At 43.5% G+C, this 26,533-nt stretch carries 28 protein-coding genes; 21 read left to right on the forward strand and 7 right to left on the reverse strand.

What is annotated here, in order from left to right:
- Positions 1-158 precede the first annotated feature (158 nt).
- Positions 159-3,641, forward strand: coding sequence for a glycoside hydrolase family 2 TIM barrel-domain containing protein (locus tag PAEAM_RS02575; protein WP_100526524.1), 3,483 nt, complete (start codon positions 159-161; stop codon positions 3,639-3,641).
- Positions 3,642-3,755: 114 nt separating this feature from the next.
- Here PAEAM_RS02575 and PAEAM_RS02580 read toward each other — a convergent pair whose 3' ends face one another.
- Positions 3,756-4,205 carry a hypothetical protein gene (locus PAEAM_RS02580; RefSeq protein WP_100526525.1) on the reverse strand — a complete coding sequence of 150 codons (450 nt, stop codon included), beginning with the start codon at positions 4,203-4,205 and terminating at the stop codon, positions 3,756-3,758.
- Positions 4,206-4,374: 169 nt separating this feature from the next.
- Between PAEAM_RS02580 and PAEAM_RS02585 the strand changes: the two genes are divergently transcribed.
- Entirely contained in the window at positions 4,375-4,848 is a 474-nt protein-coding gene (locus tag PAEAM_RS02585; protein ID WP_100526526.1) for a DUF4362 domain-containing protein, read from the forward strand.
- A gap of 106 nt (positions 4,849-4,954) precedes the next feature.
- On the opposite strand, the gene PAEAM_RS02590 is transcribed toward PAEAM_RS02585, so the two are convergent.
- Positions 4,955-5,230 carry a hypothetical protein gene (locus PAEAM_RS02590; RefSeq protein ID WP_100526527.1) on the reverse strand — a complete coding sequence of 92 codons (276 nt, stop codon included), beginning with the start codon at positions 5,228-5,230 and terminating at the stop codon, positions 4,955-4,957.
- Positions 5,231-5,347: 117 nt separating this feature from the next.
- On the opposite strand from PAEAM_RS02590, the gene PAEAM_RS02595 reads away from it, so the two are divergent.
- The 7 genes from PAEAM_RS02595 (at position 5,348) to PAEAM_RS02630 (ending at position 13,602) form a co-directional block, all read left to right on the forward strand.
- Positions 5,348-5,701: a hypothetical protein gene (locus tag PAEAM_RS02595; RefSeq protein ID WP_133120404.1), complete on the forward strand. Its 354-nt coding sequence runs from the start codon at positions 5,348-5,350 to the stop codon at positions 5,699-5,701.
- Positions 5,702-6,108: 407 nt separating this feature from the next.
- Positions 6,109-6,993 carry a DUF4183 domain-containing protein gene (locus tag PAEAM_RS02600; RefSeq protein WP_133120405.1) on the forward strand — a complete coding sequence of 295 codons (885 nt, stop codon included), beginning with the start codon at positions 6,109-6,111 and terminating at the stop codon, positions 6,991-6,993.
- Between the two features lie 82 nt (positions 6,994-7,075).
- On the forward strand, positions 7,076-7,360 hold the full coding sequence (locus PAEAM_RS02605; RefSeq protein ID WP_100526530.1) for a DUF4183 domain-containing protein: 285 nt from the start codon (positions 7,076-7,078) through the stop codon (positions 7,358-7,360).
- Positions 7,361-7,615: 255 nt separating this feature from the next.
- Positions 7,616-8,767 carry a WXG100 family type VII secretion target gene (locus tag PAEAM_RS02610; RefSeq protein ID WP_100526531.1) on the forward strand — a complete coding sequence of 384 codons (1,152 nt, stop codon included), beginning with the start codon at positions 7,616-7,618 and terminating at the stop codon, positions 8,765-8,767.
- Between the two features lie 3 nt (positions 8,768-8,770).
- Complete coding sequence (locus tag PAEAM_RS02615) at positions 8,771-9,244, forward strand: hypothetical protein (RefSeq protein ID WP_047841772.1); 474 nt, start codon at positions 8,771-8,773, stop codon at positions 9,242-9,244.
- A gap of 102 nt (positions 9,245-9,346) precedes the next feature.
- A complete protein-coding gene (locus PAEAM_RS02620; protein ID WP_100526532.1) occupies positions 9,347-10,009 on the forward strand; it encodes a hypothetical protein in 663 nt (220 codons plus the stop codon).
- 455 nt (positions 10,010-10,464) lie between these two features.
- Positions 10,465-13,602: a DUF3427 domain-containing protein gene (locus tag PAEAM_RS02630; RefSeq protein ID WP_100526533.1), complete on the forward strand. Its 3,138-nt coding sequence runs from the start codon at positions 10,465-10,467 to the stop codon at positions 13,600-13,602.
- Positions 13,603-13,696: 94 nt separating this feature from the next.
- Here PAEAM_RS02630 and PAEAM_RS02635 read toward each other — a convergent pair whose 3' ends face one another.
- Entirely contained in the window at positions 13,697-14,545 is an 849-nt protein-coding gene (locus tag PAEAM_RS02635; RefSeq protein WP_100526534.1) for a hypothetical protein, read from the reverse strand.
- A gap of 264 nt (positions 14,546-14,809) precedes the next feature.
- Here PAEAM_RS02635 and PAEAM_RS02640 point away from each other — a divergent pair, with 264 nt between their 5' ends.
- Positions 14,810-15,202, forward strand: coding sequence for a hypothetical protein (locus tag PAEAM_RS02640; RefSeq protein WP_133120406.1), 393 nt, complete (start codon positions 14,810-14,812; stop codon positions 15,200-15,202).
- A gap of 24 nt (positions 15,203-15,226) precedes the next feature.
- Positions 15,227-15,961 (forward strand): restriction endonuclease, encoded by a 735-nt coding sequence (locus tag PAEAM_RS02645; RefSeq protein WP_076329400.1) that lies wholly within the window; start codon positions 15,227-15,229, stop codon positions 15,959-15,961.
- Positions 15,962-16,041: 80 nt separating this feature from the next.
- Here PAEAM_RS02645 and PAEAM_RS02650 read toward each other — a convergent pair whose 3' ends face one another.
- The gene (locus PAEAM_RS02650; protein WP_076253421.1) at positions 16,042-16,383 is read right to left on the reverse strand and encodes a helix-turn-helix domain-containing protein; all 342 of its coding nucleotides are present in this window, start codon (positions 16,381-16,383) and stop codon (positions 16,042-16,044) included.
- Positions 16,384-16,524: 141 nt separating this feature from the next.
- Between PAEAM_RS02650 and PAEAM_RS02655 the strand changes: the two genes are divergently transcribed.
- The 9 genes from PAEAM_RS02655 (at position 16,525) to PAEAM_RS02695 (ending at position 21,961) form a co-directional block, all read left to right on the forward strand.
- Positions 16,525-17,040 (forward strand): hypothetical protein, encoded by a 516-nt coding sequence (locus PAEAM_RS02655; RefSeq protein WP_100526536.1) that lies wholly within the window; start codon positions 16,525-16,527, stop codon positions 17,038-17,040.
- Between the two features lie 578 nt (positions 17,041-17,618).
- The gene (locus PAEAM_RS02660; RefSeq protein ID WP_100526537.1) at positions 17,619-18,734 is read left to right on the forward strand and encodes a WXG100 family type VII secretion target; all 1,116 of its coding nucleotides are present in this window, start codon (positions 17,619-17,621) and stop codon (positions 18,732-18,734) included.
- Positions 18,735-18,746: 12 nt separating this feature from the next.
- Positions 18,747-19,058 (forward strand): hypothetical protein, encoded by a 312-nt coding sequence (locus PAEAM_RS02665; protein ID WP_047841781.1) that lies wholly within the window; start codon positions 18,747-18,749, stop codon positions 19,056-19,058.
- 200 nt (positions 19,059-19,258) lie between these two features.
- Complete coding sequence (locus tag PAEAM_RS02670) at positions 19,259-19,897, forward strand: hypothetical protein (RefSeq protein ID WP_133120407.1); 639 nt, start codon at positions 19,259-19,261, stop codon at positions 19,895-19,897.
- A 12-nt stretch (positions 19,898-19,909) separates the two neighbouring features.
- Positions 19,910-20,152: a hypothetical protein gene (locus PAEAM_RS02675; RefSeq protein ID WP_165789810.1), complete on the forward strand. Its 243-nt coding sequence runs from the start codon at positions 19,910-19,912 to the stop codon at positions 20,150-20,152.
- On the forward strand, positions 20,149-20,598 hold the full coding sequence (locus PAEAM_RS02680) for a hypothetical protein (protein ID WP_100526540.1): 450 nt from the start codon (positions 20,149-20,151) through the stop codon (positions 20,596-20,598). Before PAEAM_RS02675 ends, PAEAM_RS02680 begins: the two co-directional genes overlap by 4 nt.
- Positions 20,599-20,638: 40 nt before the next feature.
- Entirely contained in the window at positions 20,639-21,136 is a 498-nt protein-coding gene (locus PAEAM_RS02685; RefSeq protein WP_100526541.1) for a hypothetical protein, read from the forward strand.
- 227 nt (positions 21,137-21,363) lie between these two features.
- Positions 21,364-21,690, forward strand: a complete 327-nt coding sequence (locus PAEAM_RS02690) for a nucleoside triphosphate pyrophosphohydrolase (RefSeq protein ID WP_047841785.1) — start codon at positions 21,364-21,366, stop codon at positions 21,688-21,690.
- Entirely contained in the window at positions 21,674-21,961 is a 288-nt protein-coding gene (locus PAEAM_RS02695) for a phospholipase D-like domain-containing protein (RefSeq protein ID WP_243391245.1), read from the forward strand. Before PAEAM_RS02690 ends, PAEAM_RS02695 begins: the two co-directional genes overlap by 17 nt.
- Here the strand turns inward: PAEAM_RS02695 and PAEAM_RS02700 are convergent.
- Genes PAEAM_RS02700 through PAEAM_RS02710 form a run of 3 tightly spaced genes read right to left on the reverse strand, consistent with a single transcriptional unit; the run spans position 21,919 to position 24,906 of the window.
- On the reverse strand, positions 21,919-22,689 hold the full coding sequence (locus tag PAEAM_RS02700) for a MerR family transcriptional regulator (protein ID WP_100526542.1): 771 nt from the start codon (positions 22,687-22,689) through the stop codon (positions 21,919-21,921). The two genes, PAEAM_RS02695 and PAEAM_RS02700, sit on opposite strands and share 43 nt — an antisense overlap.
- A complete protein-coding gene (locus tag PAEAM_RS02705; RefSeq protein WP_100526543.1) occupies positions 22,664-23,590 on the reverse strand; it encodes a DUF2268 domain-containing putative Zn-dependent protease in 927 nt (308 codons plus the stop codon). The genes PAEAM_RS02700 and PAEAM_RS02705 overlap by 26 nt, the downstream gene beginning before the upstream one ends.
- A 59-nt stretch (positions 23,591-23,649) precedes the next feature.
- On the reverse strand, positions 23,650-24,906 hold the full coding sequence (locus PAEAM_RS02710; RefSeq protein ID WP_165789811.1) for an MFS transporter: 1,257 nt from the start codon (positions 24,904-24,906) through the stop codon (positions 23,650-23,652).
- A gap of 276 nt (positions 24,907-25,182) precedes the next feature.
- Between PAEAM_RS02710 and PAEAM_RS02715 the strand changes: the two genes are divergently transcribed.
- On the forward strand, positions 25,183-26,481 hold the full coding sequence (locus PAEAM_RS02715) for a galactokinase (protein ID WP_100526545.1): 1,299 nt from the start codon (positions 25,183-25,185) through the stop codon (positions 26,479-26,481).
- Positions 26,482-26,533: the final 52 nt, after the last annotated feature.

The following is a 26,533-nucleotide window of genomic DNA, read 5'->3' on the forward strand; positions in this document are numbered from 1 at the left end:
AAAATCTTATGAAATGGAGGTATAGGAAAGAGACTGATGATATAATCGGGTTATGTGTTATAGTCATACTTGTGTATTACCGAAAAGGTTTTCGGAAAAAGCGACATCTACTGTTGTAACCGCAATCATAATTTACTTCAAGAAAGTGAGAATCTACCATGAATCAGAAGAGACTTTTTAATGATGGATGGCAATTTGCGAAAAGCAAGCTGGATGTTACGGAACCTGCGGGTCTGGTGTATGAACCTGTGGAGCTTCCCCATGATTGGCTGATATATAATACGCTTGAACTGTATGAGGACAGCATTGGATGGTACCGCAAGACGTTCCATTACACGAAGGATGAGCAGCAGCTTCTGCTTTGTTTTGATGGCGTATACATGGACTCTTCTGTGTATGTGAACGGGCAGCTGGTTGGGGAGTGGAAGTATGGTTATTCTGCTTTTGAACATGAGATCACGAATGCACTGGTGGAAGGCGACAATGAGATTGTGGTCAAAGTAGTGCATCAGAGCCCGAACAGCAGATGGTATTCCGGGGCCGGAATTTATCGCCATGTGTGGCTGAAGACGAGAGACCGCAACCATATTGTTACGGATGGGATCTATGTATCCATTAATCAGCAGCCGAATGGCTGGCAGGTGGAAGTGGATACGGAGCTGAACCTGGATCAGAATCAGCAGGCAGAGCTGGTGCATACGATCCGGTATGAAGGTCAGGCGGTGGCATCCGCCCAAGCGAATGTTACGGCTTCGGTGGGGGAGAATGTGGTGGTATCGGCAGATAGCCAACAGATCATTGTGGAGAATCCAAACCTGTGGAGCCCGGATGCACCGCATCTGTATGAACTGGTGACTGAGTTGCGTTTGATCTCGGAAGATCAGGAACATAGGACAGTTGAATCGGTATCACAGCGTATTGGATTCCGGGATATCAAGCTGGATGCCAATGAAGGGTTCCACCTGAACGGGGTCAAGATGAAGCTGAACGGTGTGTGTGAACACCACGATCTCGGGGCGCTGGGGGCTGCGTTTAACCTGACGGCACTGCGCAGAAGATTCGTTTTGCTCAAAGAAATGGGCGTTAACGCTATCCGCACCGCGCATAATATGCCTGCCAAAGAGTTCATGGAACTCGCGGATGAGATGGGTATGCTGGTTGTGTCTGAAGCCTTTGATATGTGGGAACGTGCCAAAACGCCATACGATTATGCGAGATTTTTCCCGGAGTGGGTGCATACGGATGTGAAGAGTTGGGTGAAGCGTGACCGTAACCATGCCAGTCTGATCATGTGGAGTATCGGGAATGAAATCTATGATACCCATGCGGATGAGCGTGGACAGGAAGTAACTCGCATTTTAATGGACTATGTGCTGGAATTTGATCCGAAAGGTAATGCAGGTGTGACGATTGGTTCCAATTATATGCCGTGGGAAAATGCACAAAAATGCGCAGATATCGTGAAGCTGGCAGGTTACAACTACGCGGAAAAATATTATGACAAACATCATGAAGAACATCCGGATTGGATCATCTATGGTAGTGAGACGTCATCGGTGGTGCAGAGCCGCGGCATTTATCACTTCCCGTTCGAACAGCCGATTCTGGCAGATGATGATGAGCAGTGCTCGGCTTTGGGTAACAGCACGACCAGCTGGGGCGCGAAGTCGGCAGAATACTGCATCTTGGCAGAACGGGATACACCGTATTCGCTGGGTCAGTTCCTGTGGACTGGATTCGATTATATCGGAGAGCCGACACCGTATCATACGAAGAATTCGTATTTTGGACAGTTGGATACGGCAACTTTCCCGAAAGACTCTTATTACATCTACCAAGCAGCTTGGACGGATTATAAAAAAAGTCCGATGGTTCACCTGTTCCCTTATTGGGATTTCAGCCCGGGTCAGATCATTGATGTACGCGTGTGCAGCAACGCGCCGAAGATTGAGCTGCAACTCAACGGTAAAACCATTGGTACGTACGATATCGATCATGCCAACGGAACACAGCTATCTGGCTGGTGGAAAGTGCCGTACGAAGAGGGTGAGCTGAAAGCGATCGCTTACGATGAGAACGGTAAGATCATTGCAACCGATGTGCAAAGATCCTATACGGATGCGAAGAAGATTCGTCTGCAAGCGGATCGGGCGCAGTTGCAAGCCAGTGGAACGGACCTTATTTTTGTAGAAATTGATGTGGAAGATGAAGCGGGTAATCCGGTTCACAATGCGAACAACCGCGTGCAAGTTCAGGTGACTGGTGCAGGACGACTGCTGGGTCTGGATAATGGGGACAGCACCGACTATGATCCCTACAAAGGGTTGAGCAGAAGACTATTCAGCGGCAAGCTGATGGCGATCATCGGAGCGACAAATGAACCTGGAACAGTGCGGATTGAAGTTTCTTCCGAAGGGTTGGAAGGAGCTACGGCTGAATTTGAATCTCTACTTGTGGCGGCTGAACTTAATGATGAGAAACAAGTGCAACCTGTCTTCATGAACAATGAAGAACGTCCAGTGCTTACGGGGAATGCTCAGGAAATTCCTTTGCGGAAAATCGAGATCATCAGTACTGCAGGACAGTTGCTCGATCCGTCCAACCCGGAGTTAATTGTAACCGCCAAGCTGTATCCAGAGAACACTTCCTATCGCGACATCGAGTGGGCTGTTGTGAACGATGCAGGAATTGAATCCAACATTGCCAAGGTGGAAGCTGTTCAAGCAGAAGCGGGCGACAACGGTGAGCATCAACATGCGGTGAAGGTGTCGGCTATAGGTGACGGGGAGTTTAGACTTCGCGCAACCAGTACCAACGGTACGGATAAAACGAAACTCATCTCGCAGCTGGAGTTCAAGGCGGACGGTCTCGGCACAGCCTACAAAGATCCATACGGCTTCATCACGGGTGGACTGTACGATTACACCAAAGGTGAGGTTGGTAACGGCAATGAGCGCGGGGTAGCGACAAGTCGGGATGGAGAGACGCATGTAGGTTTCCGTAATATTGACTTCGGACCGTACGGCTCCGATACGATTACCATTCCAATCTTTACGTTGTCCACGGAGGACTACTTCATTCAGATCTGGGAAGGCATGCCGGATGAAGAAGGAAGTACGATGATCGCAGATGTGGTTTATGACAAAGAGTCCATTTGGAATGTATACCAGGAAGAGACGTACCAATTGTCCAAACGCCTTAGCGGGATCACGTCGATCTGTTTTGTACTGAAACAGAAGATTCATATTAAAGGATTTTCCTTCGAACGTCAGAGTCGTGCTTTTGAACAGAACGCGGCTACATCCTGTGACCATCTCTACGGAGATACGTTCAAAATCGAGGGTGATGGAGTAGAGGGCATCGGGAATAATGTATCGCTGGAGTTTGAAAACATGGACTTTACGGCAGAAGGTACATCAAAGCTCGTGATCTACGGTCATTCACCAATTGATAAAAATACGATTCATATTCGCTTTGCAGGTGCGGACGGCCAGAGCAACCAGCTGGTTGAATTCACCCAGTCAGGTGGATATGAGGAGCGGGTGTTTGAGCTTGAGCAAGTGACAGGTGTGCAAAAAGTAAGCTTTATCTTCCTGCCAGGCAGTCAGTTTGACTTCGGCTGGTTCCGATTCGAGAAATAAATGTGATCGAAATATAAAACCCCTTCAAGCAGGCATCGGTTCATGGGAACATGGATCTGAATCGCTTGCGTGAAGGGTTTTTCTTGTTCTTGTATGTAGGTGTGAGAGAAAACATCAATGAAACTGCTCTGCTTCAACTGAGAGATCTAAGTGATGGCCTATTCTGCTATAAATGTACAACTTAATATCCGTGTCTTGTAATGCAAGCAGATTGATCGTTTTATCACTATTTTTGTTGATAGATGTTTCCATAGGTTCACTTACTTCATCTACATACATCTTCACATATACCGTGTGGTTGCTGTTGTTTTCAATCGATATGTTGGCATGTGTTCCATTCGAAGCAACCATTGTGAAGCTGCCGTTGTATGAGGAACGACCTTCATGTTGAGTTGGGGCAATGAGCAGAACAGATGTAGATGTTGGGAAGGAGCGCTCCATTTCATGGGCTAATCCCTTTGACTGCCGTTCGTTCGTTGAAGCTAGAGTCGCTGTATCGGCCGAATGGGTGGATATGAGTACAGATAGAGCCAGTGCTACACCGAGCATTGTTTTTAACGTCATTAAATTAACCCCCTGCTGAATGATAAATCATTAAAATTTTCGTTCCTGTTTATACATTTCTATGATTCTAAACGTTCGGGACAGTGAGGGAGTTACAGATAAATGACAAATTAAGCATAGTCATGCAACAAAGGATAGTATTGAACCGTTTCATACATGAGGTGATGGAATGAGAAAAAGTATGCTTATCCTATCGTTAGCTTTAATGCTGTTAACTGCCTGTCAGGCAAATGATCCATCAATGAATGCTTCCGGAATTACGCAAGCTTTTCCAGAAATTATCGAGCCCCATAATCCAGAGCAAGCGGAGCAAAGCGGGGATGTGGTTGTGCTTCATGGAGGCATACGGAACGAAGATAAGTGGAACACATTTATGAAGAATGTGGAGAAAAAACATCAGGATCAGGTTCGTGTAACGATGTATACCATTGAAGGTGGGCCCATTATCCAGGAATTGATCTATGATGGTACAGCTATTCAATCGACTTACGATAACTCAAGGGATGCCTACGGCTCCAAACAGGGAATGAAGACTGACACCTGCAAAGGGATCGGGACAATGAAGAGTGAGCAGGGACATATTTTTTACGTGTTAACCGGGTGTGAGAAGGAAGAGAACCCCTTTTGGATGCCTAAGTTGTAAATGAGATGTATCCACATGCAAATTCTTAATAAAAACTGTGAAGCCGAGGCTGGTATGCAGGTTTTTGTTTCTATTTGAAAGGTGAAAAATCGAGATTTTATCTGTACTAAGCATTGGACTCTTTATTATAAAACCCATATGTCAAATCATTCTCAGACTGTCCATCGCCCTGAATTTCATAACCCAACTGCACTTCATGATCTGTATAGGTTGCATTATGCATTGTGATGGTAAGCTCATCTACTGTTTTGGTTTGAAATGGGATGTTTGAATCGGGAAGTGCGGATTCTTCTTTATTAGTTACAGAAAAATAAAGCACAAGTTGAAGTATCAATATTATAAGAGCAATAATGATAGCGATGATGATATTCCTTTTGTTCAAAGTGCATCTTCCTTTCAGCGAATAGATTTTTTAATGAAGTGAAATTAATAGTTAATAACCAATTATATCATATTTTGGGTGATGATATAAATGAAGAGGCTTTGGGTGTTATGTATTTTGATACTTTTAGTGACAGGGTGTGGTCAGAACAATAGAGAGAAAGCCATTGATTATCTAACGCAAAATCAAAGAAATGATGCATCACTCATTGTATTTACCGACCGACCTTCGGAGCGACCATTTATTGTTGAATTACAGACGCAATTAAATGAAGTAAATAACGAGAATTTGAGGGCAGAAGGCCCAATAACTAACGTAACCTTTTATAATGTCCGTGATGAAAATAAGTTTAATTATGAGGAGATTTTTGGTCTGAAATCATATCCGTACATGATCCTGTTCGAGAAAGGCGAGATTACACTGGAGACGCAGGAACCGGAAGAGATCGTTCAGCATTTTAAGGAGAGGTAAGAGTCTACTGAAAAGAAGTTTGATCCCGATGGATCGGCTAAGTTAAACATAAAATGTGATCTGTGAGGTCCTACTGGGGAGACAATGAAGCCATGCTGGCAAGACAAAGGACAACTGTAGTAGGACTCTTGTCTTTTTTATTGGGCTTCCCCCATAGTTATTCGCACACTCTCCGAATGTGCTAAGGACATAGTATAGGGCATATATACTGTGTGCCTTGGCCTAAGGAGATGACCATTTTGAAGTATCTGAACAAGAGGACAGCCACCCTCAACAAATTAAGGCCCAGTCGTTCTACGCCGAAATGCAGAAACAAACACTTGGGAAAACGAAAGAGATGCCATATTATCCGTAGATCTAATCGGAGAAAGCGCTGCTCACTGAAGCGTCCATTAAAATCACAGAAAATGGCCCGTGACAAAAAAATCATTGCATTACCGAGAGGGGGAGGCAGCAACCCGGTATGTTGTGAGCCTACCCCCCTGCTCGCTCCGTTGAGACAACGTGAATTGGAGACTGTGAGCTTCCCTGGAACGAAAGGTGTGCCCGGTGCCCAAGGCCCCGCAGGCCCTCACGGCGGGCCGGGTCAACAAGGGGTTCCCGGAGCGCAGGGTCCCGCAGGCCCTCAAGGTGAACCGGGTCAAGTGGGGCTTCCCGGAGCACAGGGTCCTGTTGGTCCTCACGGCGGGCTGGGTCAACCAGGGCTTCCCGGAGCGCAAGGCCCTGCAGGTCCTCAGGGTGAGCCGGGTCAAGCGGGGCTTCCCGGAGCACAGGGTCCGGCAGGCCCTCAAGCTGAGCCGGGTCAACCGGGAATTCCGGGAGCGCAAGGTCCTGTTGGTCCTCAGGGTGAACCGGGTCAAGCAGGACTTCCCGGAGCGCAGGGTCCCGCAGGTCCTCAGGGTGAGCCAGGTCAACCGGGAACTCCCGGAGTCCAAGGACCAACGGGTCCCCAAGGTGAGCAAGGTCCGCCGGGCAGCGTACCCGGAATTGAAATCATTCCTAGGGCAAACCGTTACTTCTATTTTCCGGACACCGATCTGGATTTGTCGAACTCGGTTATAATTTCTGCCACAGAATTCACAAATGACGATGGCGACAGCATAACCGAATTTGCCGGGGGTGGACTTACTAGTTTCAACAATCTTTATATAAACGGGATCGTCCAACCAGGAAACTCATACAGTGTAAGTGCGGAGAGGTTGTTTTTTTCGTCACAAAACGGTGTGATCTTTGCAGGGACACCTATCACTATAGAGATAATTATAATAACAGCCAATATCATAAATGGTTAAAATTGGTTTTAGTTGCTGGTTCCTTTGCCTTCACTACTCCCAAACCTACCACATATACTATGTTAGGTAGGAGGTGAGAAACATGCCACTTGTGACACCATTTCAGAACAGTTTAAGATTTGCTGCAACCATTGGTGATGGGACCGGCACTGGGGTAACGTTTGCCATTGCTGCGACTGCCTTTACAAACGACGCTGGTGTAGCTGCAACCGCATTTCCAGGCACCTACAACTACTACAATCTTTATATTAATGGCCTTATGCAAACAGCAGATACGTCCTCGGCTACGACGACTACAATTACAATTCCCGGTGGAGATGCATTAAATGATGGGACTCCAATTGTCGTACAATTTGTAGTGTCTTAAAGAAGATTTAATCCTACTGTATCGTTATCTTGTGCGACTTCTATCTGTGATAGAAGTCTTTCTTTTTGTACAAGATATCCAGTCGACTCAACAGCATTCATCCATGCATTAATGTGCAAAAATAGTTACCCAGGTTGTTGCCCAACTACCGGATAACCTCTGAGGAAATGATCCTTCCGTTTGATTCCAATCCTCCTTCTCACTTGTTAAAATTTAGGTACATAAACTACGGTCAGGTTGGCGGGTGATAAGGAAATGCAGAGAATCGAGGTACATCCCGATCTATTGGAGGAAAAGGCCCGGTTGGTCCAGCAGAAGAAACAGGAACTGGAGCGAATGGTCTGGGAACTGGAGAAATCCATTTATATGTTGCAATCCGATTGGTCGGGTGTGACAGGAGAGCGATTCTTTTGGGATTTTATGCAGGTGAAAGAAGTGTTCCCGACTACACTCGGGCTGTTGGACGAAATCCAGAAAGAGTTAACGTTTATCGCCATGAACTTTAGAACAACGGACGGCTCAGGTGAGGTCGCGCTGTACATTCCAGAAGAGCTGAAGCGCAATTTCGCTGTAGGGCTGCTTGATAAATCAGTAGGAGAAACAATAACGGGAATGGGGCAGACGGCAGAAGCTTTCTTCGATAACCCGTTCAGTACAATAGGCAGTGTGGCATATGCCATGACAGTGGGCAAAGTTGTAGACGTTGGGCGAGGTATTCAGTTTGCATGGGATACCGCTTGGGGTACAGGAACAGCGAGGTCAGATATAGAGCAATTTGTAGAAGAGCAGAAGAAACAGATCGATAAGAGTGGTGCAGGGTATTACGGTGGAGCGATGACTGGGCAGGCTTTGGCGTATGTTTTGTTTGGCAAAGCTTTACGTTCGAAGGACGACATTGGGTCGGGCGGAGGAAAGCCGGAGTCGGAGAAGGGGAAAGGCGGGACAGGTAATAGAGATATGACTGAGCCTACCCTACCCTCGGGAAGCAAACCAACGGGAAATTATGGAGTAGGTGATTCTCATGGGATAAAGAAACAAAATGAAACTGCTGACTTCTTAGCTGAACAAGGTTATGAAATCAAAATGTTAGACGAAATAAATGGCGGAAATGGCTATGGAATCAAGGCAACTTCTAATCCTGACTTTTTAATTCACGGTAAGGTTTTTGACTGTTACTCGCCTAAGGAAGATGCAAACGTAGATAATATTCTTCGAAACATAGCAACGAAAACTAAAACGCAAGCGGAAAGAATCGTTGTTAACCTAGATGAGTTTCCCACTGAAAAAGTTAGTGAACTTAGTCAAGGAATTATCAGAAAAGCAAATCCAACCGGAGATTTGAAAAATCTGAAAGAGATTTTATTCGTTAAGGATGGTAACATAACACGGGTGTTTGGGGAGGATTAATAGATGGACTATGAAATATTTTTACAAAGTAAGCTCGATCGTAATTCTTTGGGGAAACTGATCGAGCAATATGTCACTGAATCGGTTGTTGAGAAAGCTTCATTCCAAAGTAATGCAGAGGAAATAGTAATTGGCAGTAGATTTTTTACGTTGCATCTTGAAATTGAGGATATTTCTGATATCACTTTTGTTCGACAGCATTATAACTTAGATGTGAATGTATGCATTAGAACTCAATTGTTTGGCAGTACTTTTTCTGAAGGTATAGAGCATATTTTCAGCATTATTAGTAAGCTAATAAAACATACTGAGGGAAATCTTTTATTCCTAGAAGATGGTTCTACTCAACTACTTAGAATGGAGAATGGTCTGTTGGTGGTTAATAATCGGTTGGATGAATATCAAACTAAATACCTAACTCCAAGCCTTCTTCTTTTACTTGACCGTCCTTATATTGAAAAGGAATTATCAAGTTAAAAAAAGCAGCAGGTAATGAAATAATGATACTACTCAAAGGCACTTCTACCAGGCAAACGTAGAGGTGCTTCTTACTATAAAATCCTAGGAGAACGGTTCGCTATGATACTAAAAAAACGAACTTTAATAATCGGATGCTGCATTGGCTTTGTATTTTTACTTGTTCTAACCTATAGTCTATATAAAGAAAAAAGAATGTATGAACAGTACCTAACGATGAATGTACGACAAGATATGGTTGATATGAAAAGTGCGATTATAAATAATGATATTTTGTTTGAGCGAATACTTAAGAATGTGAAAATAACAAACGAGATGGTTGAGGATGGAGAACAAGCCAGCCAGCTCTATTACAACTTTACAGATATGACGCAGATTGTTAATAAATATAACATGATGAATCTAACTTTCAGTGAAGAAGCCAATTGGCTGGTAAAACCCGCATCTTTATTCACAAACGATCTAGGTCAAGATGATGTAATGCCACCTACACTTCACCGCATACGAATGACATTCGAGAGACTGGACATAACCAGTTATCCTGTAACACCCGAACTTAAAGCCAGGATCGAGGAGTATCAGCAGTTAAACCAGCGATGGCTGAACATTGTTGGGGATTTTGAATCCAAGGAAACTAACGAGAATGATTGGCCCAAAGTCTTGAATGATCTGGAGAAAGAGAGCCGAAATTATTTTCAAGAGAATAATGTAGATTTCGTTGATGATGATGTTTGGAGAGACGCATTCAATCCAAGGTACGAATGATACTTATGAGTATGCTTGATGACTAATAAATTTAAGTGGTTCTACGGTATGAAAGGAGATGAGGAGTATATCCATCCTAGAAATAATTAATGAATTTGCAGTGATTCTTTTACTCATTGGTACCTTCTTTTACTTTCTAGAGCTACGTAAAATCAAAAGGCAAAGGAAATTAACGGTTATAGAATACATCATGTATGTCACGATTCAAGTTGGGTACTTACTTTGGGCAGGAAGCAGTTTGATAATGTTAATTTCATAATAGCTCACACTAAAAGTGGAGTACTCCTGCCGTTCAGAGGCGATAGAGAGTGCTCCTTTCTCTTATATACAAACAACTAATGAATTTTTTCCCATGCTGGACGATAATAGAGTAGAGACCATATTTACCAATACCAAGCATGTAATGAAATCACCTACATATACACAACCATCCTACACCCACACGAGGTACATTCATGAAACAAGGCATATATGAACAGCTTATCAACACAATCACGAGGCAGGAGATTTCGGAGCTGGACCCGGATGTGTATCACATTGGCACCGAGAAGTTGGATGCAGAGGAAGCGCGCAAGCTGCTGTCCACGTATTTGGCGGCGGTAACCCGGCGAGCGCTCAGGATTGTGCGGGAACAGACGGAAGATAAAACGGCAGTATTGGCGCAGATTCGAACGTGTAATGAGATTATTGCTACCTTGAAAGGTACGCTGGGGGAAGAAGAGTACAATGAATTGCAACTGGATGAGCAGGGGGAAGTGTTGACCCATGTGTATTCCAAGCTGAACAGCATTCGTGCGGTCCGGGATACCAAGATCGTTCGTCCAGATACACCGATCTCCCAAAGCTCTTTGTTCACAGGTGCAAAGTCCGAACCGAGTATGTTATTAGAGTTGCAAAAGGAGATCGTGACAGCCGATCGGATCGATTGGCTGGTATCGTTTATCAAATTCAGCGGGCTCCGCCTTCTGCTGGAACAGCTTCAACAGTTCACGGCTAGTGGCGGGAAGCTGCGGATTATCACGACCACCTATATGGAGGCGACCGACCTGAAGGCCATCACTGAACTTAGCAAATTACCTAACACGGAGATTCAGATTTCGTATGATACCAAAGTGACTCGGCTGCACGCCAAAACGTACATTTTCCACCGTGATACTGGCTTCACTACTGCCTATGTCGGCTCCTCTAACCTATCCAACCCAGCGCTGACCAGTGGTATGGAGTGGAACCTCAAGGTGACGGAGAAGGATTCACTCGACGTGCTGCGCAAGATTGAAGCGACCTTCGAGAGTTACTGGAATGACCGTGAATTCACGCGATATGTAGCTGAGGATGAAGGGCATGAGGCACAGTTGAAGGCGGCTCTGAATCGTAAAAAAGATCAGTCCAACCACTTTCACCTCGACATCCAGCCTTACGATTATCAAAAAGAAGTGCTGGAACAGCTGGACGCCGAGCGTACGCTGTATGGACGAACCCGCAACCTGATCGTCGCCGCCACAGGCGTTGGCAAAACAGTCATCTCTGCCTTCGACTACAAGCGATTCCGGGCAAGCCATGCGGGAGCTAAGCTTCTTTTTGTCACCCATCGGGAAGAAATCTTGAAGCAAAGTCGGGACACGTTCCGGTATATCCTGAAGGATATGAACTTTGGTGAGCTGCATGTCGGGAATTACCGAGCAGAGGCGCTGGATCACTTGTTTGTTAGTATTCAGAGTCTTAACTCCATGAAGCTGACGGAGATCACCAGCCCAGACTATTACGATTACATCATTGTGGATGAATTCCATCATGCGGCTGCTCCTTCATACCAGAAGCTGTTGTCCCATTACGAATCGAAGATTTTGCTGGGACTTACTGCGACACCGGAACGGATGGATGGCAAAGACATTACCGCCTACTTCGATCATACGATTGCCGCCGAGATCCGTCTGACCGATGCGATTGATCGGAAGTTACTGAGTCCTTTTCAATATTTTGGCGTCACCGATACTGTCGATCTATCTCAGGTGAAGTGGTCGCGTAAAGGCTACGATCTGAACGAGCTGGAAAAGCTCTACACTCATAACAAAATCCGTGCCAACCAGATCATCCAAAGTCTGAACAAATACGTAACCGATCTGGACGAGGTGAAGGGACTTGGTTTCTGCGTAGGGGTGGATCATGCGATGTATATGGCAAAAATATTTAACGAAGTCGGCATTCCATCCATAGCCCTGCATGGCGGGTCGAGCGAACAGGAACGTCATTCTGCGAAAGGACAGCTGGTGAACGGGGAACTGCGCATGATCTTTGTCGTGGATCTGTACAATGAGGGCGTGGATATCCCTGAGGTGAACACCATTCTGTTCCTGCGTCCTACCGAAAGTCTGACCGTATTCCTGCAACAGTTGGGACGTGGACTACGGATGGCGGAAGGCAAAGAGTGCCTGACCGTGCTCGACTTCATCGGACAAGCGCATCAGGAGTACAGGTTCCAGGATAAATTCCGCGCCCTGATCGGCGCTACCAAACATTCCATCTCGTACTACGTCGAGAATGGCTTCTCGAACCTACCTCGTGGGACGTTCATTCAATTGGAAAAACAAGCGAAGGAATACGTCATGCGCAACCTCAAGCAGATGAGTCGTAATCGCAGAGCGTTGATCCAGAAGCTTCAAACCTTCCAACAAGACACTGGACTGCCACTGACCTTGGCTCATTTTGTAGAGCATCACGGGATGACACTATATGAATTGTATGGTGGACGCACGGGCAAAAGGTATTTCCGTGGCATGTTGGCCGAAGCCGGATTAACAGCACCTATAGAAGATGAACACGAAGAGTACATCCGCAGATTGCCATCTGTGTTAACGATCAACTCCCGAAGCTGGCTGACGTTCCTGATCGACTTTGTTGAAAAAGGCAAAGAAGCAACCACCGCCGATGAACGGCGCATGTTGATCATGTTCTATTACACCTTCCATCGGGCTGCGCCCGAGAAGCTAGGACTGAGCAGCATCGAAGAGGGTGTGCAGCGTGTGCTTTCTTCTGAGGCATTCCGAGCAGAGCTTGTGGATATTTTCAAATATAATCTGGCTCATCTACGATTTGTGGATAAAAGAAATTCGTTTCCGTACACTTGTCCACTGGATATCCACTGTATGTACTCAATAGACCAAGTGCTTGCCGCCTTTGGCTACTGGAACGCTGAGCAATCACCCGCCTTCCGTGAAGGCGTGAAGTATTTTGCCAATGAGCAGACTGATATTTTCTTCATTACGTTGAACAAATCGGACAAAGACTTCTCACCCTCCACGCTGTATGAGGACTATGCGATCAACGAGCGTCTCTTCCATTGGCAGACTCAGAGCCGGGTGTCCGAGCATACGGCTACAGCGCAGCGATATATTCATCATCGAGAGACGGGCAACCGGATCGTGCTGTTCGTGCGGGAGTATAAGGAGGAGCATGGCTATACGTCTCCGTTTGTGTTTCTGGGCGAAGCCGATTATGTGAGTCATGAGGGGAACAAACCGATGAGCTTCGTATGGCGACTGCGGGAAGAGATGTCTGCGAAGATGGTGACAGTGGCGAATAAGTGTATTGTGTGAGTTATATGTAATAACAAAAGACACAACAGAAACTCCTCAAATCCAGAGAGAGTGTTGTGTCTTTCAAACGAGAGTTAGATAAAAGCCGTTATTATTATTTGAATTGAGGCCCTTCATACCCATTGTTATCTGATCCAGAGGGCCCAGCATGTATGCCTTCTTCAATTGTCGCTGGAACCTTGTCTTTACTAGTAGCTGATTCTTGACTTTCTGGTTTGTTTTTTGTCCAAACTTCATCGCCTAGAGCAGGGGACTGCCACCAATAAAAATCACGGTACACTAGATCTGTTGTCAAATATAATAACGTTGAATGATTACTTTCATCATTAATGGTCAGTTCATATTGAGAAACTCCAATGCCATCAGAATCATTAAGCGCTGTGATCCATTGCTCAATTTTAGGAACAAGACTGTTTACCTCTGAGATTTCCGTTGTAAGCACAATCGAGGCGAACTTTCCACCTAGCTCGTTATCCGTAACTTTCGCCGATTCCACAGTTACACCGTTTGCCTTCAGTTCACTATATATAGCGTTCTGGACTGATTCAGAATCGAGCTTACCCACAATCTTAGATGAGAAGTCTGGTATTCGGGTAATGTCATTAGAAACACCATTGTATATATTCTGACCATTTTTGCCTGTGATCGTGAGATCAACATTTTGGATTTGTGAGGTTCCATTAACACCACTTCTTACTTCATTTCGGATTTTTCGGATGGCTTTAATATCCTCTATGGTTGCTTCTCCAGAAGTAGAAGTTGATTTTGTTTCCAATTTTAAATTTTTCTCTTGGGTGGTGATTTTAGAAATAACCACTCCTTCCTTAATAAGCTGATCTTGGATTAGTTGGGTAGGACTTTCAGCAGAAATAGAGTTCATGTAAAATGCTCCGCTTAGGACGATAACTGCTGCTGCGACAAGAAACCACTTTTTATTTCTCATTATCATTATCCTCCTTATAAAAGATTAAGTTTAAGGTCCATAGACTCGGAAATTTGCATTATTGGTCTTACTGACCGAATAAGGGCTACCAGCGGTTGGGGCTGTATCATTTACAGTCCAAACTCCACTTGAATTTTTATAAGATACACTTGTAAATCTAAACGGCCCCATCTGTGTATTTGTTGCATGACTTTCTGCGTTAGCTTGAACATTGTTATAGGTACCTAGGTTCCAACTACCCTTATCATAACCAGCAATATATCCGTGCCATTTACTATCGTAGAGTGGACCACATATCATAACAGCAGATTCGGCTTCAGTATTAGTTATCCTGGTGATTGGATAGCAGGAGAGGAATCAGATAATGGAGATGGTAAGCAGCTATATGTGGGCAACCCGGATATTGATATTCGAGTATATGGCAGTCATGTTTTCGAAGGTATAGAAGATTCAGTATCAGAATCGATGAAATATCAAAGTTTAAAACTCGATAGCGGAGTAAAGGCAGATATGTGGGTTGGTTATGAGGATGGAATGGTTTTACTGGAGTTATCCTGGATGTCTGATGATGAAATTGAATACACCTACTACGTTAAAGTATCAAAAGATTTTTTTAATGAAAATGAAAAACTATACTTCGTATTGCTAAAAGTATGAAAGCTATCTAAGGAGATTAAGTGAATGAATGAAATTATATGGCTCGTTATTGGTGTTGTTACATTATCAGTTGTTGCTGGACTGTTACAGCCTTCTAAAAAGAAAAAAAGAAGAAAGTCTCAACCACGGAAGAAACAGACTACCAAAAAATCTGCGAATACTGGATTTAATCGTTCCTCCTCTACGTGCAGATCTGACGAAATAATTCTAACTTTACCATTAGATAAAATGACGGGAGCAGAGTTCGAGCGGCTATTGACACTTTATTTTAGAGACAATGGCTATACGGTAAAAGAAGTTGGTGTTGGAGGTAGGGATGGTGGAGTAGATTTGGTTATCACTGATAAGCGTGGCGAAAAAACAGCGGTTCAGGCAAAATGCTATGCTGATCATAATAAGGTGCAAGTAATGACTGTTCGTGAGCTGGTAGGTGCGAAAAGGAATCATGACTGTATTTTGTCTCTGATCGTGACGACATCTGATCTTACGGGTCCAGCAAGAAAAGAAGCAGATCAATTCAAAGTGGATTATTGGCACGGTGGTTTAGTAGACAGCAAGCTACGCAGTTGGGGGAAATGGACGCCTTCCAATAGAAAAGTAAAAACTACTACGACCAAGAAAGAGCAATCTTTATCTAAAACCGTATCTAATATCAAGTGCAGTTGTGGTGCTGCAATGGTTAAACGTAAGAATAAAGCTGGGGCGGAATTTTGGGGATGTAGTAGCTACCCTACTTGTAGAAAAACGAAAGCTATCTGAGTGACCTTAATAAAATGACGGAGAAACAAAGGCAAAGCAGCTTGTAAGCTGCCTTGCCTTTGTTATTTTTATGTTCAAGATCACTTTAAGATTTCACGTATCACATTTTTGGTTAGTTGAATACTGTCAGGGGAGGCATCTCTTAACATTTCTAAAATCTCCTGTATAACTACTTCTGACTCTGTGAAATGAAAATCCTCGTCTACATAAGCAAAAAGCTGTATTAAGTTTACTTCAAGTGACTCAGCGATTTTAGCCAGATTCACCAAAGAAACATTCTTTTCTCCACGTTCAATCTGTCCTATGTATGAAAAATGAAATCCACCTTTTTCTCCGAGGGATTCCTGTGAATAGCCTCTTTCTTTGCGTAGTGCGCGAATTCTAGCTCCGACCAGCTTCAAAACTTCTCTGTCCTCGTTCATGGTATTCACCTCTCTATGTTCAAAAGTGTAGACAAGTTTCCTCAAGGTAAACACCAAACGAAGAATACAAATAATTTATTTGATTACTATATGTATCAATTTATTGTATAATACTGGTATTAACTCTTTGGAGGGATGACAATGGCAAGAAATTGGTCCATAACCGGAGCACATTGTAATCACCAAGTAGATTTTACCCCACGTTTGCAAGACCATGATATCTCCACACAACCTAGGTCCAAACACATTCCTGCTTACCACATGCTATGTACCACAATAACGGCCTATCACCAACATGCTAAGTATCATCTCAGACTTGCCGTCATCATGCGTAATCACAATCAGCTTAAAGCCTGTCTAATTCTATGTGATTGGGCTCTAGCCTCCATGATTAAGGCGCTTTATATCCATAAGTATCATTCAGTTCATCCACCCAAAGAACTCACCATGAATGAAATCTTGCCTTTAGTGCATACGGAGACTGAACCCGGACTAGATATTGCCTTGTTCATCGGCACGATGCAACATATGTCATCTTTGGAGGATTGTCCACACGATCAACCACTAAAACTAAACAACATCGAAAGTCTTATTCAACGAACGAAAGAGATATTGGATGATCTATCTGCACGTTTGATGAAGGATTCATCCGAGTAAGATGTTTTTTTAATTGATCATTTGGGTTAAATGTTTGATTTATCTATGTTACGCTTACAAGATGATATCATCCAAATAAAGGATATATGATGCAGAGAATACAAAGGATGCTCTTTGCTTTGCGTCTGGAAAGTAGGTGTACATTTTGAAAAGAGTGATTGCTATCGCGTTTTTTATATTATCTATATTGGAATTGGTTACATTAATCCTAATTGGTAAAAGCATGATGACTGGATACATGGAACCGAGTACGTTTAGAGGGATAATTTCATTCCCACTAGGCGCTACGTACCTCTCGATCTGGATGTTCTTTTCACGGCAAGAGTTTACCGGAGGACGAGTCGCGGCACAGATCAGTTTTACAGCGGCATTGTTAACGGCGTGCCCGTTGGTGTGTTTGTTAATTATTTTCTATTAAATCAAGAGATTAAGAAGATTTCCTTTGAATTAGGACCTATGAAGTACGTTGTTGGAAATATTGTTATGGTGAGAAAGGAAATATTAGGATGTTAGAAGGATGTATATACATCAAGCTTCTGCTAACATGGTAAAATCCTATTTCAAACGCGGAGAATGATATGAGTACAATTAAGGTGACACCAGAGCAACTGTTGTATGTATCCAGACAGATCGAGCAGGGTAGGCAGCAGTTGGAGGGTATACGTAATGACCTGACCGCACGGATCGGATTCATCCAGTCTCAGTGGGCGGGAGCAACGCAGGAACGATTTTTCTATGATTTTCAGCAGTCACGTCCAGTATTGGACCGAGCACTGGAAAGTATGGTTAAGTCATCCCAAGATCTGTTCGCGATTGCCGAGAGATTCGAACAAGCAGATCAGGAACAGGTGAGCTTGGGAGCCGTTGCTGGACAGATTGCTGTCCATACAATGATGAACCATAATATAAGTAACACAGAAGAACAACGACGAATGGTATATAACCCTTTGTTTGGAGTTAACATGCCTGCCAGTGAAGCAGAGGATGGGATGCCAGGGCAAAAGGAGTTTGTTAAGTATTGGGAACAGGGTGGTACCTATGAGGAAATGAGGGCTGGGCCTAAGCAACCGGTGTCTAGTGGGGGAGATATATATGATGAACAGATCAGCGCATTTAAGGAAGGTCATCATCCCGTAACTGGAGAATCCATACCAGCATGGCAAGCAGCAGTTTCTATAGGAGGTCTACAGACTGCTAAGCTCGTATTGGCTTTTACTGGAATGTATAATAGGGGTTATAAGGTTCCGAAAGAAGGATTAGGATTCCCAAAAGGTATGATCGGTGGAAGAATTACAGTAAGTAATGAGAGAATTCACCATGCTTCACTTGGAGATTTTAATTCTAAAAATAGATTGATCAATGGTGGTCACGGTCAAGATAATATTAATTACTTACTTAAAAATAAGATCGCATTTAACATTACTAAAGAATATGAAAACGGTGTACGAGTTGGTAATATACCTAATCACAAAAATAAAGCAAAGCGAAGTGGAGAGGGCCAAGCATGGTTCCCTAAGGAATGGACATCGGAAGATATCAAAAAGTCAGGTGAGCATGTAGCAAATCTGCCTGAGAATAGAGTTAAGGGTGACGGTGAATGGATGTTTGGAAACTATAATAACGTTAGAGTAGGAGTGATCAAGAACGATGGACAGATCGGAACGATTACTCCAGATAACTCAAGACAACCGTGAGGAGAGTAAAACTTGGTAGACTACAGTGAAAAAGTTATCTCATTAGTAAAGAAGAGAAAAGATTTACACCCAGACGATCCAGCTATTCAAACGATATGGAATGAGATGGTAGACATTCTAAAAGAGAATGAGCAGAGCGCCATATCATTTCTAAATCAATGCGGAGAAGAAAATTTATATTGGCTGAGTGAGATATTTGAAGATCTATCTTCTGAATTCCAAAGTCCAGCATTTATAGATTGTCTCATTCAACTGCAAAAGAAGTATCCTGATCTGGATATGGAGCAGGATATAGAATATGCGATTCAATCCATTGAAGAATAATGTTAAAAACATAAGCCTATTTCAACTCCTATACGGAGTAGTCATGGGCTATTTTTATCTCCTCAATCCAATCGACTACTTTACAAAATCACCCCATCCCTTCAGTTGAAAGTATTCAAGCCCAAGAAGCTTAGGGCAGACGAAGATGATTTGTATTGGATCATAGATATAGATGGTGACTTTAACATAATTGGAGTGAGATGATGAGAGTTCAGCTTAAAGATACATTAGCATTACAAACCAATTTATCATTTGATCAAAAATATATCGTATTTGAAATAGAGTCTGCTCCTTCAGGAGATACGTATTACAGGATTGAAAATGATGCTATGCGGGTTGTTCCTTATGATTCGTCACTATTTAATGTAGTTTCAGATAAGTTAAATGGTGACTGGACTATCTTAGATAAGCCTAATCAATCATCAGCCAGATTGCCAAGAGAGATTGCATACATGACATTTTGGGAAGAGTTTTACAATGATGAACCCAAGGCTCTACGGGCGTTTAATCAATCTAAGGCTAGATTATATCTTGAAGAGTTAGATGATACCGAAATCAAAGATATTCTGGAGAGTAACAACGAGGAAGAGATTTACTTTGTCTTAAATACGTTAATCAGGACGAAGTGTGACACGTTTACGAACGAAATGATCCAGTTTGCCAAAAAGAGGCTGGAAGAAAATCGTTATCCAGAGGATAATATATTATTGGCTACATTCCAATATTTGAGTTTGTTTCAAGAAGAACATATCAATGAATTCTTTGTATACTACTTGACCAACATCGAACTTGGAAATGATGAATTAACAGAGATCGTGAGTAATTACTTTGCCTCATAACAGATATGGTGAGTGGATATGGGGCAAACCTTAGAGAATATCATCTTTGATTTTAAGAAAAAACAACTTTCTGAGATGGTTACTTTTTCAGATGTAACAGGAAATTTTTTTATTGTTGACCATGATGGAGAATACAATTGTGCAGGCAGGTATGCAAGAATAAGATCATTGAAAGTATCAGGAAAACATAGTTTTCAACAAATGAATAAACGGACTCTCAAGTGGGTGGCATGGTGTCAAAAAGTATTTATATGAAGAACAAAGAAGAGGTGCTTGCACCGGAACTTATGGCGTATACCTTGGCCAAATTAGGTTCGTATGAATGGAATAGAACAGAGATGTATAATCCGAATCGGATATATGAGAAACCTGCGGGTTTTTATTTTAGATTCCATAACGCTGATCAGCTTTACGAGCAATTAAAGCATTGTATTCAGCACTTTAAGGGCAACCTTGAGTGGATGATCCATGTTAGTCCGTTAACCAAAAACCAAAATTACGTTATTGAGCCGGCGGATGTGCACCATGCTAAACAAACTGAGGCATATCAGGTGAATTTGGAACTTGAGGAAGTGCTTCAAGATTCATATAAAGAAATCTGTGAGCAAGCCATTCAGGACATTCCATTGTTATGTAATCATATTGAGCAATGGTTTGAGTTGGAACATAAGCAACTACATCCGCCTACAATACCGAATTAATGTGATATGAAGAATTACCTGATGTAAGAGGGTTTGTATTGTGGAAAGTTTAGAAATCATTTTAATTGATTTTAACAAAAATAATCTGGATCAATTCATTAAGAATGACTTGAACATTCCGGCGGATTGGATCAAAAGTTCTCACTTTTATGATAACCGTAGTGAAAACGATATTGAATTTCAGCAAATAGAGAGCCTTGAAGAGGTTCTTTCTCCTAAGGGAACGGGGAATATATTATTGTCTCATCTTAATCTGGGTCATACCTTTAACGATGTGATGATTGTATTTTCATTTGATGAGGAATCTGGAGATATTGTAATTAATTTTCCTGAAGAGGAATTGTTCAGCGGAGAAAATTCAGAGACAACGTTAAAAGCTCAGAAGTTAATAGAGTATATTCTTGATATTAAGAACAAGTATGCAATTGAGAAAGTTAGAATTGGTTATGAACCAGCTATGGATGATGACACTTGCTTGGTCGAGATTGATAAAGAAATGATGGATACGTATATTATTGTCTCAAAACTGTTGGCTTAGAATCCTTCTGAACCAGAGTTTGATGCAGAAAAATAGACATTAATAATGGCAGAAAGCCCATTTCAACTCGAATACGAGTTGAAATGGGTTATTTCTATCTCCTCATTCCAGTCCAATTGCTTTGTAAAATCAACCCATCCCTCCCAATAGCAAGTGGTATGATGGCAAAAAGGGAGATTCTGGCGCGAGGCTCGAAGGCTCTCACAGCAGAAAGGATGTTATGCCACATGCCTACATATAACAAATTGGTGCGGGACAAGATTCCGCATATTATCACATCCAGCGGTAAGGAATGCCGCACACGCATTCTGGACCCGGAGGAGTATAAGCAAGAGTTAAGAACGAAGCTGCAAGAAGAATCGGATGAGTATGTAAAAGCAGCAAGCGATCAGGAAGCGCTGGAAGAATTGGCAGACATGCTCGAAGTGATTCGGGCGCTGGCGGAGGTGCATGGTGCGAATGCGGGGCAGCTGGATAAGCTACGGGCAGACAAAGCCGAGGCGCGCGGTGGATTCCAGGAACGGGTGTATCTGATCGATGTCGACGAAGCTTAACGTTAAACTCATTATAGATAACTTGGCAGACGAACTGATTGCCCGGATGCAGCATGCATCCGGGATCTATATTATGACGTCCTTTATCATGCAGTCCGGGGTGCGGATGCTCGCGGGAGATTATTTGTATATCACTCAGCCGGAAGGACTACGGGCGCTCTGTGAGGTTGATCCACGAATTGAGACACGTTTGTGGCGAAGTATGGGTACTTCTTTTCACCCGAAAGCTTATCTGTTCGATGCCGATTGTATAAAAAACATAATCGCTTGATACAAAAACCTCAAAAAATCCTCATCGCCAAACTGATCAAAATAACCCGCGTAGCGACGATCCATCGTATAGGCTTCTGCTATACACCTCAGAATCTCATCATCACAGACCATAAACTGCTCCAGACAACTCTTCCATTTACGCACTAATGCTTGTACCTCACGAGAAGCAGGGGACCGATCCTGATGCTTCGCCAATTCCCGAAATACCTGCTCCATGTTGACCGAGAACTGCTGGTAGGCTTTTTCTTGTTCTTCCACAGACAGCTGGCTCACATTAGCTTCGAATTCCTGATATTTCTCGGTATCTCCGTAAATGAACTTTGCCTCAGTTTCATATTGCTCTTGAATAGACAGAATGGAAGAGTCATCAAACAGATTAAGATGAGAGATATCCGTCCCATCCACATACTCGTCCAACTGGTCGATGATGGTTTCGAGCTTTTGTTTGCGTTGAACCAGTGTACTGCGATGCTCTCTCAGGATATCTTTCTGTTCTTCTTTGGAGAGTTGCATCATGGCCGCAATGTCTTTCAATGAGAAATTCATTTCTTTGAACAAGAGGATCATTTGCAGATTCCCCAGTGCCTCTTGATCGTAATACCGATAGCCATTGTCCTCGACTTTGCTCGGTTTTAATAGATCCGTTTTATCGTAATAATGTAATGCGCGTTTGGTGATGCCAGTAATCTGAATGATATTTTTAACGGTGAAATAGGGTGCCTTCATTCCAAAAGTCCTTTGTTTCAGCAAGGATGACACTTGCCGGAGTGATGGTTGCTTCGGTAATCGGTGTACCTGTTTTGTTCAGATAATATTGAATTAAGTGATAACCGCAGGCATAGCCAGCCGCATAGGGCATACCTACGGGCGTGAAGTTTTGCATGATGGCAAGTTCATCGCCGTATAGATACGGATTAATTTGGTCAAAACCGGTGACATGCAACTGGTCTTTCATCTTCGGTTTGATTACTTTATTCAATGTCTCCATATCCGTTTTAGCTACCCAGGGGCCTAACCACTCTTCTCCATACAGGGATGTCGCAAAGCTCTCGGCCAACCCCTCACTAACAACCATTTCCCCAAGCGTAATCTGTGGATTCCACTGGATATATTGATACCTTATGTTGTGATTGCATTCATGGGCTAACACGGATTGCATACGAGGTAGAGTATACCTATTGGGGATCAGGTTCGCAATAATATAACCCGGGATTCCACCATCTCCGCTGATACCTTCGTTCATCATGAGTGAAGGGCTATTCTTGTCGCCTAATAAAATCGTGTATAGATATTCGGAGACCGTTAGCTCAATCCCGTGATCTGTAAAGGTAGATAGACTCGTACGAACAGCTTCATGACACTGTTGCCAAAATGTTTCAGACGAGATCGCTGCTAACGATTCGTTAATCTCAGGTGTGATATCTGCTGGAGCGATATTCATAAAGTTATTCATCATAATCACGTCGAAGCCGTGAGGCTCTTGAGAGCGAAACGGGATCTGTTGAATGTTCCATTTGTTCATAAAGGGACTCATCATTCGCTCGCGGTATAACTCCAATTTCTCATCGGGTGCAGCCTGAATGATTTCCTCATAGATTTGATCTGAACGTAACGCGGTAATCTTCATCCTTAATCTCTCCTTCATGTAAGCTTGAGATCATTATCAAGTATGACCTAACGTAACAGTCAAGCGTTGATGTTACGCTGCTGGCTCTCTGAATGATTCTGCATCTTCATTGCGAATATCAGGGCAGACAGGAGATAGATCAGGCTTAACAAGAGATAAGGGAGTTGCAGCGAGAATACACGATCAAATGTTGTTTCACTAACCCGCACCAATAATCCGCCGAGAAGCGTACCAATGGCACTGATCCCAAAGGACAAAAAGCGAAACACACTTCCGACCCGGCCAAGCATCTCATTAGGAACGGAACGTTGCAGGATGGAGGAACGGGTAACATTGTAGACAATAATGAAAAATGCAGCACAGAAGTACAGTCCGCCTACCATATATGCATTTGTAGTTAGACCCACCACACCGTAGATGATTCCCATGCACCAAATGGAGGAGATAATCAATTGTTTTGTACTCCATTTCTTACGCATATAAGCAACAGCCTGGCTCCCTACAATGCTGCCGATTGTTGCAATGGAGATGAGGATACCAAATGCAAAAGCATCCAACTGAAGCACATCTCGTACAAAAAAGATCTGAGTAGCCAGAATGACCGAATACATCAGCGTAATGGTGACAGATAGAATGGCTAGTCCGCGGAGAAAACGATCATGATAGACATATTGAATACCGGACCACATCTCGCGTTTCCAATTCTTCATCGGGCGAACTTCCTTCTTGGTTGTTTCCGTATCCCCTGGATAGAAGTTTCCCTTCAAACTGATCAAAAAGAGCAGAGCAATAACAGCTGTTACGGCGTCTATGGCAAAAGGGAAAACAATATGCAGGGTTATAATGAACCCTCCCAGAGCAACGCCCAGAATATCACTTGTGATTAACTGTCCGGCGGTGAACTGCCCATTCGCTTTCTCCAACTTACTCTCATCTACCAGTTGTGGGATGACCGTCTGCACTGTGCTGTCGAATACAACTCGGCTCAGGCCAATACCAAACATGAACAGAGCCAGAATCGGAATGCTCACCCATCCCCCCCAGATACATAACGTTAGGACAAGCAGAAGGATCATTCGCGTAAAGCCTGCGCCAATCAGCATATGTTTGCGTGAGTATCGGTCGATGAGGACACCCACGGGTAGACTGAAGAGAAGCCAGGGTAAACGAAGTGCCGTCATGGTGACAGAGGCATACAGCGTATCGCTTGTAAGGGTTGATATAAGCCAAGGAACTGCAGCAAGCGTAAGTCCATCACCCAAAAATGTAAGAGAAAATGCGCCAAATAACTTGGTATAATTCGACTTGATTTTCATCGTTCCCTCCACCAATAAGATGTAAAGCATAGCAAATTTAAGATTGGAAGATAATGTGTTTTCACTTAAACCAAATTTAAGTTATTCTAAAATGGTTTTCAATCCTATTTTTACATTAAATAACTTCACAAAACGCTTACAAACTTTCAATTCTACCCTACCTTTTCCGCTACGAAGCTGAGATAATGGGAGAGGAATAAGGCATGAAACAGACACAACAACCATGTTCACCAACAGTCTAAAAATAAAAGCTGCATATCCATAGGAGGATTATTAATGACGACAAAACCATTGAATCTGATCCAATCCACGGAGGGCCAAGCGTTGCTTGCCCAAATGTATGGACAATCACAAGTAGAAGAACAGACTGCACGTTACACGAAGCTGAACGCAACGTTCGAAGAGTACTTTGGCGCGCAAGAAGGAAGCAAGTTGTTCAGCGCAGCAGGACGTAGCGAGATCGGCGGCAATCACACAGATCATAACCATGGTAAAGTCCTGGCGGGCAGCATTACGCTGGATACACTTGCGGTGGCTGCGCCAACGGCAGAATCGGTTATTACTTTTTATTCGGAAGGCTACGACAAGAAATATGTAATCGATCTCACGGATCTCACGCCAAATACGGAAGACGATGGCACAACAGCATTGATTCGCGGTATGGCTGCGGGATTCGGAGAGTTTGGACACCAGGTTGGCGGCTTCCAAGCGTACATCTCCAGTAACGTATTCTCGGCATCAGGACTCAGTTCATCGGCGTCATTTGAGATGCTGATCTGTACGATTTTGAATCACTTCTATAATGATGGAGCACTGGATGTTGTCACCTTGGCCAAAATCGGTCAGTATGCGGAGAATCACTATTGGAACAAACCTTCCGGTCTGCTGGATCAGATGGCTTGTGCGTACGGCGGACTGATTGCCATTGATTTTGAGAATCCTGCACAGCCGGTTATCGAGCCTGTTCAATGGGATTTCCAACAGAACGGTTACTCATTGGTCATTGTGAATACAGGTGGTAACCACGCCGATCTGACGGAAGATTACGCTGCTGTGCCATATGAGATGAGAGCGGTTGCTCAGGCGCTGGGTAGTGAGTATGTTCGGGAAATTACAGCTGACGCAATCTACGCCAACCTCAAGAAGGTTCGTGAAGCTGCTGGGGATCGTGCCGTGCTACGTGCGCTTCATTTCCTGGAGGAAAACAATCGTGTCGATGGTCAAGTTCAAGCGTTGCGGGATGGACGTTTTGCTGATTTCTTGAAACTGATTACGGCGTCCGGTAACTCATCATGGAAGTGGTTGCAGAATGTATATCAGAGTGGTGCTGTGAAGGAACAGGAGATTGGCATCGCGCTGGCACTGACCGAGAATTATCTGCAAAACCTGGGTGATGGCGCTTGTCGTATTCATGGTGGTGGATTCGCAGGGGTTATTCTGACGATCCTTCCGAACGAAAAAGTAGAAGAGTATATGTCCTGGATGCACGACATGCTGGAAACGCCGATTATCGTCGTTAATGTGCGCGCACAGGGTGCAGTATGCCTGAATACATTGATTGCTAACGCGAGCTAAATAGCACTCAGTTAAATAGTTCTAACATGATTCTACGAAGTCTGGGCTATGC

This window comes from Paenibacillus sp. GM1FR (genome assembly GCF_002803315.1).
Lineage (GTDB): Bacteria > Bacillota > Bacilli > Paenibacillales > Paenibacillaceae > Paenibacillus > Paenibacillus amylolyticus.